We start from the raw sequence: 21,019 nt of genomic DNA, 5'->3' as shown, positions 1-21,019 counted from the left end.
GGAAATCAATCAGCCCAGCCTAGGCCCGAGGACCGACGCCTCAACCCACAAATTCTGACGAGCCGCTCAGCCCAAACGCAAACAGGCCCCCGGCATCGCCAGGGGCCTGCAGCATCATCGGCGGTTCAGGCCGAAATCGGAATTCTAGTAGCCGCGCGGCCGATCATTGTTGTCACGACGGTCGGCGCGGATGCCCTTGGCCACCAACTCAAGCTTGGCCTGGATGATCGCGCTGTCGCGGCTGCCCAGCTGGCCGTTCCGGTAGTGGCGCATGCCACGTTCCTGGCGGCTGATCTGGTCAAGCGACTGCCGAGCGTTTCGGGCCTCGGCGCGGGAAAGGCTGCCGTCCTGCGTGCCAATGCGGACGCGCTCTTCAAGCCAGGCCATGCGGCCTTGGATGTCCTGCGGGGCGCTCGCCCAACCGGAGTTGGCCTGATAGCTGGCGTTCTGGCCGTAGTTGGAGGCCGAAGGGGCTGTGGCGATCCAGCGGCCCTGGGCGTCGTAGTAGCCGTAGGTCTGTCCGGCGCGCCAGCGGCCGTTGGTGTCGTAGTAGCCAGTCTGGGCGTCGGCCACCCACATGCCGTTTGCGGCGCGGTGACCAGCAGGCTGACCGTCGATCCAGCGACCATTTGCGTCATAGCGGCCCGTCGCGGGACCGGCGATCCAGCGGCCGTTGCTGTAATAGCCGCTGGCCGAGGCGCCGACCCACTGGCCGTTTGCGTCGTAGTAGCCGCCGGCGGAGGCGGGCACGTAGCGGCCGTTGCGGTCATAATAGCCGCTGGCGGAGGCGTTGGTGTTGGCGGCGATCCAGCGGTTCTGGCTGTCGTAGTAGCCGTTCGGAGCGCCGTCGACCCAGCGACCGTCACGGTCATAGTAGCCTGCGGCGCTGGCGCGATCGACGTTGTTGGCATGCCAGGCGCCATTGGTGTCGTAGTAGCCATAGGCGTTGGCGCTGGCGCAGTTGGTCTTGGACTTGGCGATCTGGTTGCCGGCGAAGCCGCCCGCCAGGGCGCCAACCACCGAACCTTCGGTGCGGGCGCCGTTGCCGGACACCTGGCTGCCGAGGATGGCGCCGAGGCCGGCGCCGATCACGGTGCCAGCGATGCGATTGTTTTGCTGCTGTTGTTCGCAGGTCTGCTGGGCGAGCGCGAAGGTCGGCAACAGGGCGGCGGCGGCGATGCCGGCGGCGAGAAGGGTCTTACGCATTGGGGGAGCTCCTTGGTGGGACATGTGTCCGTCCGTTGCCCAACCCAACGCCGTGGCATGGTGGCGGTTCCTCAGGCCCGCGTGCTGAGCCCTGGGGTCGCGCACCTGGAGGGAGGGCCGAAAGCCTATCCCGCCGTCGGAACCTTCCCGCCGGGCGCCGACACCATCAGCCTGAGCAGTTCCTCCGCAATCCTCGGCTCCCGGCCCTCAGTATGGCCCTTGTCCAGCGCATGGCATCGGCGATCACCCGGCCATCGAGGGCGCGGTTAGATCCAGACCTCCGTCACGCCGGGTCGCTGCGACAGGCCCCAGGCGGCTCTTGGGCGGTCTTCTGGTCGACGGCGGGGATCGCGGCCACAGTCCCTACTTCCTGAACGGCGGAGGCGCTACCGGCCGCACTTTTTCTTCGTTCCAGTGAGCCAGTAGGCGCGCGAAGCGGAAGTGACGATCAGAGTGCGGCCACAAAGGCTGCAATGTCGGCGTCGGTCCGCAGCCGGACGACAGGGACGCCTGGTCCGAATTGGAGGCGCAGCGCCTCGATGCGCGGGCGGTTCTGGCGGTCGAAGCCCGAGATGAACCTCAGCACGGTGAGGAGATCGCGGGGCTTGTGCATCTCGCCCTTCCGGAACACCCGCACGACGGCCCTCCACGCGCAGGTGAGACGAGGGCGGTCCAGCCAGACCACCAGGTCTGCGCGCGGCATCCGCAAGTCGAAGGTCACCACCGCGAAATTGCCGTCGCTGATCCAGGCGTCAGCGGCATGCAGGGTCGCCAGCGTCTGGCGGAACTCCGGCGTCTCCTGGGTCTTGCCGCGCCAGATCGCATCCAGGTCGATCACCGGCGCGCCGGTCTGCTCCGCCAGCCGCCGCGCCAGGGTGGTCTTGCCGCTGCCGGCGCAGCCCAGGAGGATGATGCGGGTCACGGGCGCCAGCATGGTCTGAAACGCGATCCATCGAAAGCCGGCTGGAGTACGATGCGTTCAGGCGGAATTGCCGGAACGCATCGTACTCAATTTCAAAATTTGGAGCCGGATTCAGGCTGCGAGGGAAGCCCTCCGGCTCCAGGCCTGGACACGACCTTCATCTACGGGCAGTTCACCCGCCGCGCCTGCACCCTGAGGAGTTTCGCGCCTTGCCGCCCGAGGTCGATTTCTCGAACTACATCGTCTTCATGGGCATCCCTGATGACCGCATGGTCATGGCGGTGGGGGAGGGGTTGTTGAATCGGCCCAGCTACAATTTTCCGGGCACCGCAAGCTTTCTGAACTATCTCGATGGCCGCCTCAACGGCGCCCAGCAACTGTGGTTCGGCCCGCCGTCGGGGCCGATCAGCCTGAACATTCCCTCAGGGCCGATGGTCAATCACCTGGCCGATCCCGATCTCTATGGCGTAGCCCTGGACAAGGCGCGTCGGGTGGCTGACGCCCTTGGCGGTCCCTGCTTCAACGCTCCGGACGCTGTGCTCGCCAATGGCCGTGACCGGGTGGCTGAGGCCCTGTCGGGGCTCGACGGCGTTGTCGCGCCGAGAACCGTCCGGCTGGCGCCCTCCGATCTCCGGTCGCTGACCGTGATGCTCCGGGACCTGAGCCTGACCTACCCGTTGCTCATTCGACCCGTCGGCGCCCACGGCGGCCAGCGGCTGCTGCGGATCGACACCTCGGAGGGACTTGCCGACCGGGTCGCGGCCTGGATGTTCGACGCCCCGGTCTATGTGACGGAATTCCACGACTTCGCCGACCCAGACGGAGTCTATCGTAAACACCGTCTGGCGGTGGTGGGTGACAAGGTCGTTCTGCGCTCTGTGGTCATCGGCGATGACTGGCTGCTGCACGCCGCCCGCCAGTCCGAGGCGACCCGAGCCGACGAGGCCGCGCGCCTTGCCGCCTTCGAGAGCGAAGTCCTGCCGAGGATCGCCCCGGCGGTCGCGGAAATCGCCCGGCGGCTCTCGCTGGATCTCTTCGGTATCGACTGCCACCTCGACGCCGATGGCCGCCTTCTGATCTTCGAGGCTAACGCCTGCATGAGCCTGCTGCTGCGCACCATGCCGCCCCCCAACATGTGGGAGGCGCCGGTGGCCGCCGTGCGAACGGCCCTCCTGGACCTTCTGGCCCACCCGGAGCGCTGGAGGCGCCAGGGCGAACGGTTCCCGACCGGGTGACCGCCGGCTACTCCGCCATCGTGACCGGCAGCCTCAGGAACACACGGCCCGCCGCTGAGGGGGCGGGCAGGGCGCCGGCGTGGATGTTCACCTGCAGGGCAGGCAGGATCAGGGTCGGCGGGTCCAGAGTGGCGTCCCGGGCATGGCGCATGGCCACGAAGGCCGCCTCGTCGACACCCTCATGGACGTGGACATTGTGCGCCTTCTCTTCGGCCACGGTGGTCTCCCACCGGATCTCGCCGCGGCCGGCAGGCAGATAGTCGTGGCCGACGAAGACACGGGTTTGGGGCGGCAGGGCGAGGATCTTCTGGATCGAGCGATAGAGGGTGGCGGCGTCGCCGCCGGGGAAGTCGGCCCGCGCGGTTCCGTAGTCGGGCATGAACAGGGTGTCGCCGACAAAGGCCGCGTCGCCGATCCTGTAGGTGACGCAGGCCGGAGTGTGACCGGGGGTGTGCATCACCTCGATGCTCAGGTCCCCCAGGGGCAGGACGTCGCCTTCGCGGACCAGACGGTCGAAGTCCCCGCCGGCGGCCTTCAGGTCCTCCACCTCGAACAGCGGCCCGAAGGCCTTCTGGACCTGAGTGATCTCGGCGCCGATCACCACCGGTGTCCCGGTCAGGTGGCGGATGTGGTGGGCGGCCGTAAGGTGATCGGCGTGGGCGTGGGTTTCCAGGACATAGGTGAGCGTCAGGCCCTGCTCGGCGACGGCCGCCAGCACGGCGTCGGCCGAGGCGGTGGAAAGGCGCGCGCCCTTGGGTTCGAAGTCCAGCACAGGGTCGATGATCGCGCATGCCTGTGACGTGGGATCTGACACCAGATAGGTGGCCGTCGAGGTCGCGGGGTCGAAAAACGCTTGAACCTTGGGGGTCATGATCGGAGCCTTCCTCTTGAGGTTCGATATATAAGATATTGCTAAATTAGAATCAACTGATATAAAGGCGTCATGTTCGATCTCACGAACTTCGACATCACCCTGTTCGAGGCCCGGGCCTCCGAAGCGGCCAAGCTGCTGAGGGCCCTGGGCAACGAGCGGCGTCTGATGATCCTGTGCCAGCTCACCGGCGGTGAGCGGTCTGTCGGGGAGCTACAGCCCCTGGTGGGCCTCTCTCAATCGGCTCTGTCCCAGCACCTCGCGGTGTTGCGGGAAGAGGGCGTCGTGGCCACCCGCCGCGACGGTCAGACCATCTGGTATCGGATCGACGACCCGGCCGCGATCGCGGTGGTGGCGACGCTCGCGGAGATATTCTGTCCTCCAGACATGAAGTTGATCCATGACCGCCACCCTGACGAACCTCTCCCCCGAAACCCTCGCTGACCGCCTGAGCCGCCGGGCCGCCATGCTGGTGGACATCCGCGAACCCGACGAGTTCGCCCGCCGTCATATCAAGGGCGCCCTGTCCCGCCCGCTCTCGTCCCTCGAAGCGGCCCACCTGAAGATCGAACCCGGCCGCGATGTGGTGTTCACCTGTCGCTCGGGCATGCGCACCGGGGCCAATTGCGCCCGGCTCGCCGACACCGTCGATGGCGAAGCCTTCGTGCTGGAAGGCGGGGTGGACGGCTGGGCCGCCGCCGGCCTGCCGGTGGAAACCGACGAGAAGGCGCCCCTGGAGATCATGCGGCAGGTGCAGATCGCCGCCGGATCGCTGGTGGTGATCGGGGTCGTCCTTGGCGTGAGCGTCCACCCGGGCTTCCTCGCGCTCTCGGCCTTCGTGGGCGCGGGCCTGACCTTCGCCGGGGCCACCGGCTTCTGCGGCATGGCCAACCTGCTGGCTCTCGCGCCCTGGAACCGTCGCGCGGCGACCTGATGGACGTGCCACTTCTCAGTCTCGGTCTCGCGGCGGTGGGCGGGGCGGTGATCGGCCTGCTGCTCTCGGTGTTCGGGGGCGGGGGGTCGGTCCTGGCGACCCCGCTGCTGATCTATGTGGTCGGCGTCCGCGACCCTCACGTGGCCATCGGCACCTCGGCCGCCGCCGTGGCGGTGAACGCCCTGGTGGGCCTGAGCGCCCAAGCCCGCGCCGGGCGGGTGAAGTGGCGCTGCGCCAGCGTGTTCGCCGCGGCGGGCATTGTCGGCTCACTTGTCGGCGCACACCTGGCCAAGCAGGCGCCGGGCGAGCAACTCATCCTATGGTTCGCCGCGGCCATGGCCGTGGTGGGTGGTTCGATGCTGGTCCCGCGCAAGGGGACGGGCGATCCCTTCGTCACCCTGACTCCCGCCCTCACCGCCAAGCTGGCGCCGCTCGGCCTCCTGGTCGGGTTGGCGGCGGGCTTCTTCGGCATCGGCGGAGGATTCCTGATCGTACCGGGGCTGATGGCGGCGACCGGCATGACCATGGCCCACGCCGCTGCCTCTTCCCTGCTCTCGGTAGTGGTCTTCGGCGGCGCCACCAGCGCCAGCTACGCGGTCTCCGGCCAGATCGACCTGCCGGTCTTCGTGGCCCTGGTCGCGGGCGGTGGTCTCGGCGCGCTGGCCGGCGGTCCCGTCGCCCGGGCCCTGGAGTCGCGGGCCACGGTCGCGCGCCAGGTCTTCGCGCTCTTCGTCATCGCCACCGCAGCTTATGTAGCCGCCCGCGCCTTACATGTTCTGGGCTAGGTCTGGCGCCTGGACTTTCGTGCCGGGCAAGGCCATCGGCGCCCCGTGTTTCATTGAAGAGTCTCAGTAAATTGCGAACCGATGCGGCGTTTGGAACCTACATCCTGCTCATGGGGATCCCTGATGATGGGATGGTGCAGGCCCAGGGACGCGGCCTGCTTCGGCGGCCCACCTATGTCTATTCCGGGACCTGCAGCTATCTGGATTACCTAGGTGAGCAGTTCGCCGGCGCTCGGGAAATCTGGTTTGGCCCGCCGGCCGGACCGATGAATCTGCGGATCGAAGCCGCCCCACTGGTCAACTACCTCGCCGACCCCGACATCTACAGCGTCGCCCTGGCCAAGGCCGAACGTGTCGTTTCCGCCATGGGGCGGCCCTGCCTGAACTCTCCGGAGGCTGTCCTGCGCTCAGGTCGCGAGATGGTCGCCGCGGCTTTGGAGGGCATACCCGGGGTGGTGGTTCCCAGAACGGCGCGCCTGATGGCATCCGGACCGCCGGAGCTGGCCCGAATGATCGCGGATAGGGGCATGACCTATCCGTTGCTGTTCCGCCCGGTCGGCGCCCACGGCGGCAAGGACCTGCTGCGGGTTGAGAGCCCTTGTGCCCTTCAGCGGCTCGGCGCCGCCTGGATTTGCCATGCCCAGGTCTACGTCACCGAGTTTCGGCCCTTCGCCGACCCAGATGGCGTGCATCGTAAGTATCGCCTCGCCGTGATCGGGGAGCAGATCATCCTGCGTCATGTCATCATCGGCGACACTTGGCTGCTCCACGCAGATAGCCAGGCGTCGGGCACGGAGGCCGATGAAGAGGCGCGGCTGGCGAGCTTCGAGGCCGATCTGCTGCCCAGGGTCGCGCCCGCGGTGCTTGAGATCGCCCGGCGCCTCGGGCTCGACGTCTTCGGCATTGACTGCCACCTCGATGAGGACGGCCGGATGCTGCTGTTCGAGGCCAACGCCTGCATGAACTTGCTGGCGCGCTCAGTCCCGCCGCCCAATATGTGGGACGCGCCCGTTGAGGCGATCCGGACAGCGTATCTCGATCTGCTGGCCGACCCGACACGATGGCGCCGTTCCGGGAGCGTCGACGTTGATGCAACCGCCCGAGGAGCCTTGGCATGAAACTTCTCTTCTCTCCGACCTCGCCCTATGCGCGGAAAGTCCGGATCTGCGCCCAGGAGCTGGGGATCGCCCTCGAGGCGGTGATGGTCGGCGCCAATCCGTCACAGGCCGCCGATCCCGTGCTGGCGGCCGCAAACCCCCTGGCCAAGATCCCCACGCTTGTGCTCAAGGACGGTCGGGCGATCTATGACAGCCGGGTGATTGTCGACTATCTCGACAACCTGACCGACAGGGCGATGGCGCCTCGCTCTGGCGACGCCCGTTGGGCGGTGCTGGTGGAACAGGCCGCCTGCGACGGTATCCTCGATGCGGCCTTGCTCAGCCGCTACGAGCTGGCCATGCGACCGGAGGGGCTGCGCTGGTCCGAATGGCTGGCGGGGCAGTCGGCCAAGATCGAACGCGCGCTGGACCTGCTGGAAACCTCGGCCAGAGACGCCGCCAACCCGGGCCTCGGCGATATCTGCGTGGCCTGCGCCCTGGGCTATCTGGACCTGCGCTTCCCCGACAACGGCTGGCGCGCGACGCATCCGCAACTGGCGGTGTTCTTCGCCGCGATCTCCGAGCGGCCGTCGCTGAAAAGCACCGTCCCGGCCTGACCCCACGGCAAGCGGAAAGCCTGCTAGGCTCGCGTCACGGCGGCCGACACAAGAGCCCGCCGACGCCCGGAGGACAGACGACCATGGCCCACGACGACGCCACGATGAACGCCCTGCTGGCCAAGCAGAAGGCCGCCCACCTGCGCGACGGCGCGCCCACCGCGCAGCAGCGGATCGCGCGGATCGACCGCTGCATCGGCCTGCTCATCGACAACCGCAAGGCCATCGAGGAGGCGCTCAACACCGACTTCGGCTCCCGCTCGCGGGAGGCCACCGCCTTCACCGACATCGCCGCCTCCATCGGGCCGCTGAAGCATGCCCGCGACAGCCTGACCAAGTGGATGAAGCCCGAGAAGCGCAAGACCACCCCGGCGATCCTGGGCCTGTTCGGCGCCAAGGCCGAGGTGCGCTTCCAGCCCAAGGGGGTGATCGGCATCATCAGCCCCTGGAACTTCCCGGTGAACCTGACCTTCGCGCCCCTGGCTGGGGTGTTGGCCGCCGGCAACCGGGCGATGATCAAGCCGTCGGAGTTCACGCCCGCGACCTCCGAACTGATGGCGGTGATGTTCTCCAGCGTCTTCTCCGACGAGGAGATCGCGGTGATCACCGGCGGGCCGGAGGTGGGGCAGGCCTTCTCGGAGCTGGCCTTCGACCACCTGATCTTCACCGGCGCCACGGCCATCGCCCGCCATGTGATGAAGGCCGCCTCGGCCAACCTCGTGCCCCTGACTCTGGAACTGGGCGGCAAGAGTCCGGTGATCCTGGGCAAGTCGGCCGACATGGCCACGGCCGCGGCGCGGGTGATGAACGGCAAGACGCTGAACGCCGGCCAGATCTGCCTGGCGCCCGACTACGTCATGGCCCCGCGCGACCAACTCGAGGACTTCATCGGCCACGCCCAGGGGGCGGTCGCCAAGATGTTCCCGACGATCCGCGACAATCCCGACTACACCGCCATCGTGGCGGATCGGCACTATGACCGCATCAAGGGCTATGTGGACGACGCCCGAGCCAAGGGCGCGCGGATCATCGAGATGAAGCCCGAGGGCGAGGACCTGAGCCAGCAGGAGCACCGGAAGATCGCGCCGACCCTGATCATCGACCCCACCGACGATATGAAGGTGATGCAGGAGGAAATCTTCGGCCCGGTCCTGCCGGTGAAGACCTATGGCGGGGTCGATGAGGCCATCGCCTACGTCAACGCCCACGACCGCCCGCTCGGCCTCTACTATTTCGGCGACGACGCGGCCGAGAAGGAAAAGGTGCTGAACGGCACCACGGCCGGCGGTGTGACCATCAACGATGTGGTCTTCCACGTGGCCCAGGAGGAACTGCCCTTCGGCGGCGTCGGGCCCTCCGGCATGGGCAGCTATCACGGGGTCGACGGTTTCCGCGAGTTCAGTCACCGCAAGGCCGTCTACACCCAGATCAAGAAGGACATCGGGCCCCTGGTGCAGATGCGCCCGCCCTACGGCCCCGGCATCCGCAAGTATCTCGACGGGGCGATGAAGCGCTAACCCCTGGGGGTCTTGAGGGACTGCAGCGCCCGTTCGTGGGCATAGGCGGCGACGTCGCTCAGCGCGGCCTGGAGGGCGACCCGCACGCTTTCCAGGCGCACCGCGCCCTGTTGCTCGGCCACCTCGCAGGCGTCGCCCAGCTGGAAGGCCCCGACGCCGCGCGCCGCGCCCTTGATGGTGTGGACCGCGTCGAGCCAGCCCTCGCTGGTGGAATCGAGCATCGCCGACCACAGATTGGCCTGCTCGCGGAACAGGGCCAGGACCTCGTCCACGACGCCCGTATCGCCGGCCGCGAAGTCTTCGAGGTACGCAAAATCCACCGCGCCGGTGAGGTCTCGCCTGGCCAAAAAATTCGTCCCCTTAGCCGCCTTGCTTTCAGCGAGGCTTCAAGTATGTTCCGCGCCCTTGCCGCTAGGCCCTCGCGGGCTTCGAACGGTACGGGTGCATAGCTCAGTTGGTAGAGCAGCTGACTCTTAATCAGCGGGTCGTAGGTTCGAATCCTACTGCACCCACCATTCTTTCAAAGACTTGGTGGTAGTTTGGTCCCCGGCACAATGCTGGTGGGTCCCACTGGGGTATCAGCCCGCCTCGCTGACCTTGAGGTCCGTCGGAAGATGGCTGCGACCTCGCAGACCAAGCGTGACATCTCGCTTAGGTGCCCGGCCGCATTGACGGCTGAGAGCCTTCAACCGAAGGTAGGGTCGGGCAGGGGAAAATTTTTACGCAGCGAGGTGTCGCCACGAACCACGCCACCTCAATACGTTAAATTGTATCATAAATTATGCGCATGAATACTTGGCCATCCCAAGATAGCGAAGGTATCGTTGAGATACGGCCGCGTCGTAATTCTGGGGCTGGGCGAATTCCGGCCGAATCTATCAGATTGTCTCTTGATTTAAATGCCGCAGGTGGTTCGGCGGTTCCTGATTTGTCCAAGAAGAGGGCATCTTTACTTAGTTCGGCGAGAGCCGCGGCAGCAAGCGTCAGCGCCGCATCTACATTGAAGCAGCGGGTCGATCTAACCCTTTCACTCCTGTCCGACCAACAACCCACGAAGTCGCTCGTCACCTTCGCCAGGGAGCTTGCAGCAGCCTCCCTCGAAGAGCAGCATTACTGGATCGGCACGTTTTATACCCTTCTGCTCTCTCAAAAAATACGGCGGCAGCAGGCTACATACTTCACGCCTCCCTACTTGGCTGAAGCGGTCCTAGACCTAGCCATATCGGCCGGATTTGACGTTCGTCAGCACCGTGTTCTCGACCCGGCTGCCGGTGGCGCTGCGTTTTTGTCGAACATCGCCGCGCGGGCATCCGCTGACGGCGTGGATGCGAAAGCGGCTGTAAGCCGCCTTCATGGGATCGAGATCGATGCGGGCCTGGCGCGGGTGTCGGAAGCCTTAGTCGGCGATCGCCTTGGTCTGTCCAAGGCACCCAAGCTGATCATCGTTGGAGACGCGCTTCTGCAGCGCACGCGGGAGCTCTACGACCTAGTCGTGGCCAACCCTCCCTACGGTCGAGTCACAGCCGCCGACCTTCCCGATGAACGCTGGAAGGAGATCGCCTACAGCGGCCACATCAATAAGTATGCGGTCTTCGCCGACCTTTGCATTCGCTACGCTAAGCCAGGTGGGCTTGTAGCCTTGGTATTGCCCTCAAGCTTCAGGTCTGGGCCGCTCTACGATCGGATGAGGTCATATCTCCGATCGCAAGGGCAAATACTCGCCATCGGTTTCGTGCCTGAACGGAAGAGCGTGTTCGCAGACGTTCAGCAGGACATTAGCGTCCTGCTCATTCGCAAAGGGGAGCCACATCCAGCCGCTGCACTCGTCGATTTCCCCGTCCTCAGCGCTGAGGCTGATGTTCAGGCGGCGCGTCTCCCACTTTCGGCCGTGAGCGGTGACCCTTGGCCGCTGCCGGCCACTGAGGCGGATCAGGTGGGCGGGGCAACTCTCGCAGACTATGGCGTCGAGGCGCGGTCGGGGTATTTCGTCTGGAACCGTGAAGGGCATCGCCTTCTGAAGCGTGCCCGCAGGACGGCATTTCCCCTGGTTTGGGCCGCAAACGTCAAGGCTGGCGAGCTTTGTCGGCCCGCCGGAAAAAAGAACGTCGGGACCGATTTCGTCGACTTCAAAGGACCGAGTACCGCGATCATCACGTCATCTGCTGCGGTCATGCAGCGTACGACGAATGACAAGCAGGCGCGACGGCTCATAGCGGCAGTCGTGGCCCCAGACGTGGTGGAAAAATGGGGCGGCTTTGTCACTGAGAACCACACCATCGTCCTCACCTGCGAGAGTGCCGACAACCTTGCCCTCGCCGTCCGGCTCCTGAACACGGCAGCGGCTGACGAAAGGTATCGCCGCGTTTCCGGCACCGCCGCCGTCTCGGTGAAGTTGCTGCGGGACCTCGATTTACCGCGACCGGCGATATTCCGAGAAGAGCTTCGTAGCCACACTGGCGACGCCGAAGGGGCCGCGCGCTCGGCCTACGCACGACCTAGTTTGTCGGGCGGTGCGAATGAATAGGCATCCAGGTTCGCGCGCACCAGGCTCCGACTTTGCGGACCGTCTCCAGCAACGGGGCGCGAATGACCTTCATCGCAAGAGGCTCGCTGCATCGATTGCCCAGCAGGCGCAGGAGCGTACAGCCGCACAGAATGCCGCTTCACAGAGGCATCAGCGCGACATCGACCACTACCTTAGCGCGGCGCAGGAAATCCCGCTCTACCAGGTTGGAGATTCAACTACCCGCAGCGTTTCAAACAACTACAGCGCTTTAATGCGCGCCGCGTTGCGCGCGATGAATGGCGGTGAGCCCGAGGTCTTGCTCTGTTGGCCCGCTCATCAACCCTGCCTCTCGGCGTTGGTCGCGCTCCTTGCGATTTGCGAAACGACCGCAGTGCCTCGTTATGTTGCCGACGTACAGGGAGCGAAGACGAAAATCGCAGAGCGGCCAACTGCTTTGCGGGCAATCCTTTATCCGTATGCGCGCACCGCCCACGCATTGGCGCGGGAAGTCCACGTAGACCGAAACGCCCTCGGCAAACTTCATATGCAGCACTTGTCGCGGTCCATCGGCGGCGATGACGACGCGGCACTCAAGGATTATCATCAGGTACTGACACGGGCCTCGAAAATCACTGGCCGGGGTAGTGACGGCAACGACTACGTTGAACTGACACATCCCATACTGGACGAGATTGTGCCTCACGGCACAGCGCTCTCTGGATGTGCGGCGAACGGCGAGCTGCTCTGGTACACGCGAACGAAAACAGACCTCAAAAAGCACAGCCGTTCGGGTGCGGCGGACAAGCCGGAGAGCGCCAAATTCTACCTCTTCGGTATCCGGGCTAACGATCCGCTTGAGCGGGAACTACGCGCGATCAAAACGGCGCCCGACATCGTTATCCTAGACCTTTCGAAGGCAGGAAGAGCGCGGTTCGGCTTTGACTGGCTTCCCGCAGCAAAAACTGCCGTCGAGAGCATCCGGGCCGCCTACCCCAAGACTGGAATCCTGGCGCTTACGGACGATCCCTGGACCTACGACGCGGTGCGGTTCGACCTTCTGGGGCGCAAGACACATCCGAAGCGGACCCACATGACACCCGCCGCCGGCCAAGCGCTGTTGATGCGCGATGAGGGCATTCTGGCATCTTCCAACGACGCCGGCGATGTGAGCTGGCGTGGAGCGGCGTCCATGGAAGTTGATGGCTTTGTCGGACAGCTGAGTGAGGTAATCGGATCGTTCAGAGCGATTGGAGCTAAACTTCGTGATCGCGGAAACCGGCTTGGCGCTGAGGCGGCCGGAGATGTTGTCGCGAAGCTTAGGCGATCAGCATGTCTCCCTGGAAGTCTTGCAGACTTCTCGTCTTTCCTTGAGCGCGAAGCCGGGGAAGCGATTGCAGCTGACAATCTGGCCGCCTACCGCATCGAGCCAGAAGTGGCCGCGCTTCTCGACGTTCGAAATGGTGCGTCGCTCGTCGCTGCGGATGAGCTTGAGAATGCCATTTCAAAGGCCCGCACTCTACTGGAGAAGGCCGAAACGGCGACGTCGATGTCCACTCTAGTCGAAGAGGCAGTCCTGCCCGCCGAGCGCGCCAGTTCGAGGACGGTCGTACTATTCCGAACCGAGGCGATGGCGGACTTCTGCGCGTATCTGCTCGGTCGTGACCATCCTAAGCTTCACGAGCGGCTCGAGAACGGGTTCGTACGCTTCACGACCAAACAGGGCTTTCTCGATCTAGCGGCGCTCGAACCTACGGTGAAAAACCACTACAAGCGCGCCGTTTTCGTCGCGCCAACGCGCCACACGATCCTTCAACTGCTCGCCCAGGTTTGGCTTCCTCACCAACTTTCCTTCCTTGCCGACGGCGACACGCTAAAGTTCGCGGCGCGGGATGCCGCGAGGCTGGCGGACCAGCTGCAGGAAGACGAACTAGTCCGCAGGCTACGAACCTTCTCTGCGAAAGCGGCCACTCGCCTCCGTGAGCTGGGCGACCATCAAGTTGAACTCGATCGAACGATCGCCCCAACGGAAGATGTCGAATTCCCTGCTGGCTCTATCATCGATCTAGCTGGTCCGAACCGGCGCACTGACACCACGCTCCTCGAACTCGTCATGGAAAACGGCCAGCGTATCATCGCGCGGCCTGGAACCCTGCTCGTCAGCAAGGATAGCGATCGTGCCGTGGCGCGCTTTGTTGAGGTCGCCGCGAAGGACGTACAGGCCGGCGACGAGCTCTGCGTGATCGGTCCAGCTTTCATCGAAAAAGCCCGCGGCCTGCTCAACCTCACTGCGGCGGCCGCCGAGGAAATTCGTGACTACCATCAGCTGGTCCTGCAGAAGTTCAACGCCCTGCCTGGTGGAAATCAAGGTGGACGCTTGCGCGAGCTTTGTCAGCGAATGAGCGCTCCAGACATCTTGCCGACGCGCGCGCATTACTGGATCGACTTGGAACGCGAAGCGCACAAACCGCTGTATGAGGTTATTCCTCACGCTCCGCAGGACGAGAACACTTTCCGGAGATTTACAGCCGCTCTTGAGATCGGGCCAACGATCACGAAGCGCTTCTGGATATGGGCGGTAATCGCCCAGCGTTCGAGTCGGCATCGTGCAGGAGCCGCATTCCACGATGCCTACCGAGGGATACTCACGGACCCGCACGCCGTGCTCGCTGAAAATCGCGAGCGCGACGCTGATATTCGGGCGCTTCGCGCTGTGTCTCATGAGTTCGTTGCCAGGGTAGCCAAAGTGCGGCCGGCAGGTGCCCGATGAACGGGCTCGGCGAGAGCGAACTGAGTGCGATAGATGTCGAACTCAAGGAAGCGGTCTGCGATGCAATCGTAAACACGATAGTCAACCGCGTCGCAGCGACCGACGACGAAGGCCAGTTCATCTACGGTCGGTCCCCACGCCGCGCAATCGTTTCGGGCCAGCTCCTGCCGCGCTTCGGCATGCAGGGTGAGGACGACACGTCTGACATCGCGATTGCCGCTCTCGGGATGGACTTCTACCTCGCGGCCGACTCGTCGGCGACGTTGCAGGCGGCACCGGCATTCTCGGTCTATGTGAGGATCTTGCCGACGTGGGATGACCTTGATCCGAAGCGGGGTCCGTTGGAGTTTGACTTCCGACTCAACGCCGATGTTCAACGCGAGATCGACGACGAGATTAAGAAGGCCCGCATTGCAGCCTTCATCGCTGCCGGCGTTGAAAAACCAGCTTGGCGAGCGATGGACGAAGCCGCCAGGGCCGAGATGCGGCAACGGCGCGCTAAGATACAAGAAGAGGTGCGCCTCGGCGCGTACGCAAGGCGGGGTATCCGGCTAAACGCCGACGATCTCAGTACGTTGGACGACGCGGTAGCGGTGGTCGAAGAAGTTCCTTCGGATGAGGCCGATCAGAACACACCCGAGGTTACAGAACCGCCTGTAGCACCCGTTGCCAAAATGGTTCGGGAAGGCCGAGAGATTCCCCACTCCCTGATTGATCCCTCTCCGATCCCGCCGAAGTGGCGGCGGCTTGATCTGAAGTTGCCCGTGTTTGAGTGGGCGGCCGATGCCGAAGGTCCGGCTCTTGGTTCGCTGATCGCCACGTACAATGAAAGACTCGCGGCTAGCGTCCGCGAACAACTTGCCGCCTGGCTCAACGGCGACGGCAAACAGGAGGCCTGGCGCAATCTACGCGTCAGACCCGAGCACGCCGAAAGCCGCGAGACTTGGGAAGCCTTCATCGCGGCTACCAGGGAAGTCGCGCCTGATCAATCGAGGCTAATTCCCGACCTTAGCTCCATCGTCCTGAAGGTAGAACGTCAGGTCGATTTCATCGACCGATCGCGGGTTTCATATCGCGTCCTCCTCGACAATCAGTGCCAGAAACTGAGGTCGGCCGACGCCGCGGTCCGATGCAACGCTGTTTTCGGCACCGGCCTCTCTGTTGCCCTGCCGAAGATCGCTCATCGCATGTTGCAGCTGGACCGCGTCGAACCTTCATACCGGTTCAGGCACTACCTCGAATATCCCGCCATCGGTCTCAACTGCGGCATCGATCTGAATGAGCAGGATGAACAGGTGCTCTTGTCGACGACGTGGGCACCACGTTTCGTCCAACCCCGCATCCGCCCCACCCAGGCGGATATCGAAACCCGCTTCGGCGAACTTGCCCGCGCCGACTTCAGGGCGGAAGATCTCGCCGGTCTACCCAAGGCCTATGTCGCCTGGATCGCAAACAACGAGGAGACCCTTAGGGACGCGGTTCGATCAGGCTTGAACGTCACGGAAGCAGACCGTGAAACAGAGCGCCTTAAACAGGACACGAAGGGCCAGAGGGACGAAGCCGACTTTATCGCAAAAGGTGTCGAGGTCCTTATCGAGTCCGCTGCAGCTGCAAAGGGCATTCCTTCCGCCGCCAATCCGGCAGAACGCGAGCGACTGGAACGGCGGGCAATCCCATGGCGCGCCTGGTGCATGACGAACGAGACATTCTTCAGGCGGGACCGCAACGACCCGAAACGCCGATGGCGATTATTCCAGCTGGCATTCATCCTGGCGCACATCCCGACGTTCGTCTCCCGCATGGACGAGTATCGGGATTTCTCTAACGCAAAGCTCGACGAGGACACTGCGAGCCTTCTGTATTTCCCGACCGGCGGCGGTAAGTCGGAGGCCTTCTATGGTGCCCTGCTTTTCGCGCTGTTCGTTGATCGGCTGCGAGGAAAGAACCGCGGAATCACAGCGATGATCCGCTATCCTCTCCGGCTGCTCACCCTCCAGCAAGCTCAACGCCTTCTCAAACTCCTGTCCTGGGCCGAGCTTGTTCGCAGGGAAAACAAGGCTGGGACTTGGCCGTTTGAAATGGGCTTCTGGGTCGGCTCGGCGAACACGCCGAACAGCTACAGCGGCATCCGCGCGGACGTTCCGCTGTTCGGTGATCCAGCTCGTCAGAATGACCTCTCGCTAGAAGAGGGCGCCCAGGCAAGCGAGGACGAGGCCGCCCGGGCCCGTCGCTATCGCGACATCCGCGACGCCTACAACAAGGTACCCGAATGCCCTATCTGCAAGCGGGCCACGGGTCTCCGCCGCTATGAATCAGATGGGCCTAGAGCGAAGCGCGCTGCGATCGTCTGCTTCAACGACGGGTGCGCCTGGAACACTGGCCATGGTGGCATTCGCCCCCTTCCTTTCCTCCTCACCGACGACACGATCTACGAACGCGCGCCGTCTATCGTCTTAGGCACCGTCGACAAGCTAGCGATGCTGGGCCAGCACACAAACACCGTTTCGCGTGTCCTCGGAATGTTCGGCTTAGCCCGCTGGATCGAACCTAGCGGCCATATCTTCGTGGAGCGGAATTCGGAGAAGTTGGCTGCTGGGCCGGAGGCCGACGGCTGTCAGCCAATTTTCCCCGCCTACCATCACGGAACACGCGTCTTTTCCGACCCGTTCCCCTCCCTCATCATTCAGGACGAGGCTCACCTTCTTGAGGAGAGTCTCGGCACGTTCAGTGGCCTCTTCGACACCCTGCTCGAGAACGTATTCGCGCGAATCGACGGGCTGGCGGGCGATGACCTCAACGTCGCACGGGTCTGGACTGGCGATGAATGGCGCGGCTTGCGTATGCCGAAGATCATTGCGGCTACTGCTACGATCTCGAACCCAGAGCGCCAGCTGGAGACGCTCTATCAGCGCCGGCCCCTTCGGTTCCCGTATCCTGGCCCCGACATTTACCGATCATTCTTCGCGGAGCCTGAAGCCCCACCCGAAGGCAATGCTGAGCGGATCGAACTCGCTTCTACGCTGCCCGCTCACCGTGCGCCTGAAGAGACCGCCCCATGGATGCGCCTCTACGTCTCACTGATGACGAACGACGCGACCCACACCGTTACAGCGGTCCACGTCCTGAGCGCCTTCCACACCATTATCACGAGGCTGTGGACATCCCTTCTTGATCCAGCCCTTCGCGCGGCAGCGATCGACGAACTGAAGGCCGCGATTCCGTCGACACAGGACGGACTTTGGCGACGCCGTGCGCTTGAACGTGCGCTCGCCGAAGGGCGCGAGTCCGACGTGATGGCTCTCGTCGACCTACATCGGATCGCTCTGGCTTATGTCACCAACAAGAAGGGTGGTGACCAGATCATGGACGCGCTGAGCGCTTCCGTGCAGCAGCATCACGGCCGCGCAGGTCTTCCGTTCGAGTCGTTCGACAGTCGCTTGATTTCCGGCGGCGTCGACATGAGGGCGATCCAGCAGGTGATGAACGACGCTGGCGTATCCTTTGACGGGAAGGACTACCCGCCTATCGCCCAGACGGTTCGCAACATCGTCGCGACGGCCGCTATAAGTCACGGCGTCGACGTCGACCGCTTCAACAGCATGTTCTTCGCGGGTCTTCCTTCAGACGTCGCAGAGTACATCCAAGCCTCCAGCCGCGTCGGTCGTACTCACGTCGGCTTCGTCATGCTCATTCCCACACCGCAAAGCCGCCGTGATCGTTATGTCGTCGAGACCCACGATATTTTCCATCGCTTCCTTGAGCGGATGATTGCTCCGCCTGCGGTGGAGCGTTGGGCCGAGAATGCTGTTCGACGGGTCTTGGCTTCGTATATCCAGTCCTGGGCGATGCTCCGCGAAGCCGAGGAATTCGCCCGCCTTCCAGACGACAGGAAAGCGACAATTCAAGCCGGTGACTCGCTCAGCCGGCTTCGACTACGAACCAACGACATGGTCCGGTTCCGCAATGAACTGGGAAGTTTCGCGCTGCGATCCGCAGGCTACGAGGGAAGGGGTGCCGGAAAGTTCGGCGAACCTCCCTATCGCGAACACTACGCGGGGATGGTCGATCACGAGATGGGCCGTTTCGCTGACTCGATGTCACGACAGTCGACCTCAGGTCGTCTGGCTGAGTATTGGGAAGGCGTGGATACGGTTTTTCAGAAGCCCATGACGTCGCTGCGCGACGTTGACGAAGCGGGCTATCTCGTTGCCTCCGGCTATGATCCGAGGGCGACCGGACGGAGCAAGCATGTCGATATCGGAGACCTGACCTCCGTCATGCGTGCAATACGGACCCAAAAAGGCGAAGCCGCTGAGACTGACGCGGATGCGGCGCGCAATGAGTGAACCTCGCGACAACTCCCCGGATCGCTATCGCCGCCCGACGACTATGGGGGGGCGTCGGACGAAGGACGATCTCCCGAAGCCGCCGGTCATGTCGCGTTCGCGGACCCAACTCGCCACCTCCTACGCCCCCGGCGTGCTCTTCACGTGGGAGGGGGGCAAAGGCATCTGCCGGTCAGTTCCTGTTGACCGTGAGCTGAAGGTCGATAGCACGACGCGCGCGCTAATCTTCGACAGCATGAGGGAGTTCATCTCCAACTGGCGGACACGCATCGCAGCTGCCATTCCAGAGGCGCTGGACGATCTTTCAATCGACCGATCCTTCTTCGACGCCTACAGCGGTCGGGTGCAGATCGACGCGGGGAAGTTCCGCACAGTAAGCCCTGATGTCGTCGGCTACGTTCCCTATCCGCTCATCTACCGCTGCGGGACTTGCGGCAGGGTTCGTGAATTCCAAAGCGTCGAAGAACAGGCTCGCTCGCCGCTGCCTAAGACTTGCCACGGACACCAGGCTCGGTGGACGCAGATCGACGTTGTCTACGTCCACTGGTCAGGGAATGTCGAGCCGCTTAGCCCTTTCAACTACAACCCCGACCCCAACACCGGCCAAGTGAACCAGATTCGTGTCTGCACATGTGGAAGCGACCGGTTCATCCTGCACAACAAGGCTCCGGTCTTCGCCGAATGGCGGTTCGTTTGCGAAGGCTGCAAGGAATCGCGGCCCCTCAAAAAGGCGGACCGCGAAGTTCTGGAGCGCCTCTACGGCGAGCAGCAAGCCGGCGGGCGGCAGTTCCAATACCTCGAAGTGAACATGATCCCGGTCTCGTATCGGGCCAATTCCGCCTTCTACCCGCAGCGCAGCTCATTCATAAAATTCAACGACTCCTCCGTCGTTGATCTGATGACGGGAGAGCGAACGAGCGACCTGCTGCGTACCCTCGCGCGCATCCACCGCATCCCATTCGATGAGCCCTCCCGTGATGAAGTCGCGACTGCGGTGAAAGTCTCGGGGCGGGAAGGCGAATGGCAAGAATTCGAAGACCTAGAGGGCCTTGCGGAACGCGCCGCATCTGCACCAGGTGGAGAGGCCAGATCGCGCCGCTATCTGGATCAAGCGGAGGCGATACGTGAACAGTGGTTCTCAGACGAGCTAGTCAGTCGAGGCAAACTAGCCAGCCCGACCTTGATGCAAGCCGTCCTCGCCCGTCAGACTTGGGCCAGACGCTTCGATCCCATCCGGCTTACGATCCAGCATGACGTCTTCGAACGAGAGCACATCGTCGATGCAATGACGCGGCACGCCGCCGTCGATGTGCTCAAGCCGGATATCACCCTCAGCGCAGTGGTGAACGAGCAGCAGGCCCTTGAGCGCTATCGGGGGGAAATCGGAGGCCTGCTTGAGCACTCTGGTATCGACCGGATGGTGCTGATCCGCGGCCTGCCGATCTGCGAATTCAGCTTTGGATTCACACGGGTCTCCTCGACCCCAATCTATCAGCGTGAACACAACGGCCAGTCTCTCGCGATGCCGGTGAGGTTGAACGCTTTCGATACCTTGCCGAACACGGGAGGTAAGCATCCGATCTACGTTACCGAGCAGAACAATGAAGCGCTGTATGTCAAACTCGACGAGGGGCGCGTGCGTCGCTGGCTTGAGCGCAACGGCATCGCAGACATGCCGGCTCCGGAAGTCAGCATCGGTCGCGCCTATCTAGAATCCTACGAAGATTTTGGGCCCTTCCTGGAGGCCTACAAGGATCGTGAGCGAGGCAGTTCGGACCGGCGACTTCCCGCGTATGTCTATCTGCTGCTGCACACCCTATCCCACCAGCTCATGCACTCGCTAGCCGAAGTCTCGGGGCTCGATCGCGACGGAATTGGCGAACACATCTTCCCCGCCGACCTCGCTTTCGTCGTCTACCGAAAGGGGATGACGCCAGACCTCGGAAATGTCTCAGCCATGTGGCGCAATCACGCGCTGGAATTCCTGCGCCGAAATATCGACCAACGGATGCTTCGCTGCGGGTCCGGTAGCCTGTGTGACGCGCGCGGCGGAGCATGCCCGGCTTGCGTCATGGTGAGCGAGGTGAGCTGCATCGCATCCAACCTCCTGCTGTCGCGCTCTGCTCTCAAGGGCGGATCAAAGCCCGAATGGGAAGCGGCTATCGCGCCTGACCTGATCGGCTATTTCGATCCGGTGTTGGACGAATGAGTCAGGA

At 63.7% G+C, this 21,019-nt stretch carries 15 protein-coding genes and 1 tRNA gene; 12 read left to right on the top strand and 4 right to left on the bottom strand.

Annotated features, from left to right (window positions below; all coding sequences use genetic code 11):
* Positions 1–144 precede the first annotated feature (144 nt).
* Both AAC997_RS09360 and AAC997_RS09355 read right to left on the bottom strand, forming a co-directional pair.
* Positions 145–1,206: a glycine zipper 2TM domain-containing protein gene (locus tag AAC997_RS09360; RefSeq protein WP_340645426.1), complete on the bottom strand. Its 1,062-nt coding sequence runs from the start codon at positions 1,204–1,206 to the stop codon at positions 145–147.
* A gap of 448 nt (positions 1,207–1,654) precedes the next feature.
* Entirely contained in the window at positions 1,655–2,140 is a 486-nt protein-coding gene (locus tag AAC997_RS09355) for an AAA family ATPase (RefSeq protein WP_340645425.1), read from the bottom strand.
* 197 nt (positions 2,141–2,337) lie between these two features.
* Here AAC997_RS09355 and AAC997_RS09350 point away from each other — a divergent pair, with 197 nt between their 5' ends.
* Positions 2,338–3,363, top strand: a complete 1,026-nt coding sequence (locus tag AAC997_RS09350; RefSeq protein ID WP_340645424.1) for a hypothetical protein — start codon at positions 2,338–2,340, stop codon at positions 3,361–3,363.
* A gap of 7 nt (positions 3,364–3,370) precedes the next feature.
* On the opposite strand, the gene AAC997_RS09345 is transcribed toward AAC997_RS09350, so the two are convergent.
* The gene (locus AAC997_RS09345; protein ID WP_340645423.1) at positions 3,371–4,234 is read right to left on the bottom strand and encodes an MBL fold metallo-hydrolase; all 864 of its coding nucleotides are present in this window, start codon (positions 4,232–4,234) and stop codon (positions 3,371–3,373) included.
* 72 nt (positions 4,235–4,306) lie between these two features.
* On the opposite strand from AAC997_RS09345, the gene AAC997_RS09340 reads away from it, so the two are divergent.
* The 6 genes from AAC997_RS09340 to AAC997_RS09315 all read left to right on the top strand — a co-directional run bounded on the left by AAC997_RS09340 (position 4,307) and on the right by AAC997_RS09315 (position 9,184).
* On the top strand, positions 4,307–4,678 hold the full coding sequence (locus AAC997_RS09340) for a metalloregulator ArsR/SmtB family transcription factor (protein WP_340645422.1): 372 nt from the start codon (positions 4,307–4,309) through the stop codon (positions 4,676–4,678).
* Positions 4,635–5,168 carry a rhodanese family protein gene (locus AAC997_RS09335; RefSeq protein WP_340645421.1) on the top strand — a complete coding sequence of 178 codons (534 nt, stop codon included), beginning with the start codon at positions 4,635–4,637 and terminating at the stop codon, positions 5,166–5,168. The genes AAC997_RS09340 and AAC997_RS09335 overlap by 44 nt, the downstream gene beginning before the upstream one ends.
* A complete protein-coding gene (locus AAC997_RS09330; protein ID WP_340645420.1) occupies positions 5,168–5,953 on the top strand; it encodes a sulfite exporter TauE/SafE family protein in 786 nt (261 codons plus the stop codon). The genes AAC997_RS09335 and AAC997_RS09330 overlap by 1 nt, the downstream gene beginning before the upstream one ends.
* 71 nt (positions 5,954–6,024) lie before the next feature.
* The gene (locus tag AAC997_RS09325; RefSeq protein WP_340645419.1) at positions 6,025–7,071 is read left to right on the top strand and encodes a hypothetical protein; all 1,047 of its coding nucleotides are present in this window, start codon (positions 6,025–6,027) and stop codon (positions 7,069–7,071) included.
* Entirely contained in the window at positions 7,068–7,667 is a 600-nt protein-coding gene (locus AAC997_RS09320) for a glutathione S-transferase N-terminal domain-containing protein (RefSeq protein ID WP_340645418.1), read from the top strand. The genes AAC997_RS09325 and AAC997_RS09320 overlap by 4 nt, the downstream gene beginning before the upstream one ends.
* Positions 7,668–7,750: 83 nt before the next feature.
* Positions 7,751–9,184, top strand: a complete 1,434-nt coding sequence (locus AAC997_RS09315) for a coniferyl aldehyde dehydrogenase (RefSeq protein ID WP_340645417.1) — start codon at positions 7,751–7,753, stop codon at positions 9,182–9,184.
* Here the strand turns inward: AAC997_RS09315 and AAC997_RS09310 are convergent.
* On the bottom strand, positions 9,181–9,531 hold the full coding sequence (locus AAC997_RS09310) for an Hpt domain-containing protein (protein WP_340645416.1): 351 nt from the start codon (positions 9,529–9,531) through the stop codon (positions 9,181–9,183). The two genes, AAC997_RS09315 and AAC997_RS09310, sit on opposite strands and share 4 nt — an antisense overlap.
* Positions 9,532–9,623: 92 nt before the next feature.
* Here AAC997_RS09310 and AAC997_RS09305 point away from each other — a divergent pair.
* From AAC997_RS09305 to AAC997_RS09285, 5 genes are all read left to right on the top strand, one after another.
* A tRNA-Lys gene (locus tag AAC997_RS09305) sits at positions 9,624–9,699 on the top strand.
* Positions 9,700–10,184: 485 nt separating this feature from the next.
* Positions 10,185–11,708 (top strand): N-6 DNA methylase, encoded by a 1,524-nt coding sequence (locus AAC997_RS09300; protein ID WP_340645415.1) that lies wholly within the window; start codon positions 10,185–10,187, stop codon positions 11,706–11,708.
* Positions 11,701–14,457 carry a hypothetical protein gene (locus AAC997_RS09295; protein ID WP_340645414.1) on the top strand — a complete coding sequence of 919 codons (2,757 nt, stop codon included), beginning with the start codon at positions 11,701–11,703 and terminating at the stop codon, positions 14,455–14,457. The genes AAC997_RS09300 and AAC997_RS09295 overlap by 8 nt, the downstream gene beginning before the upstream one ends.
* On the top strand, positions 14,454–18,803 hold the full coding sequence (locus AAC997_RS09290; RefSeq protein WP_340645413.1) for a DEAD/DEAH box helicase family protein: 4,350 nt from the start codon (positions 14,454–14,456) through the stop codon (positions 18,801–18,803). Before AAC997_RS09295 ends, AAC997_RS09290 begins: the two co-directional genes overlap by 4 nt.
* Positions 18,796–21,012, top strand: coding sequence for a hypothetical protein (locus tag AAC997_RS09285; protein WP_340645411.1), 2,217 nt, complete (start codon positions 18,796–18,798; stop codon positions 21,010–21,012). Before AAC997_RS09290 ends, AAC997_RS09285 begins: the two co-directional genes overlap by 8 nt.
* Positions 21,013–21,019: the final 7 nt, after the last annotated feature.

The organism is Phenylobacterium sp., assembly GCF_037968635.1.
GTDB lineage: Bacteria > Pseudomonadota > Alphaproteobacteria > Caulobacterales > Caulobacteraceae > Phenylobacterium.
This window is presented reverse-complemented; position numbering and strand designations above follow the sequence as displayed.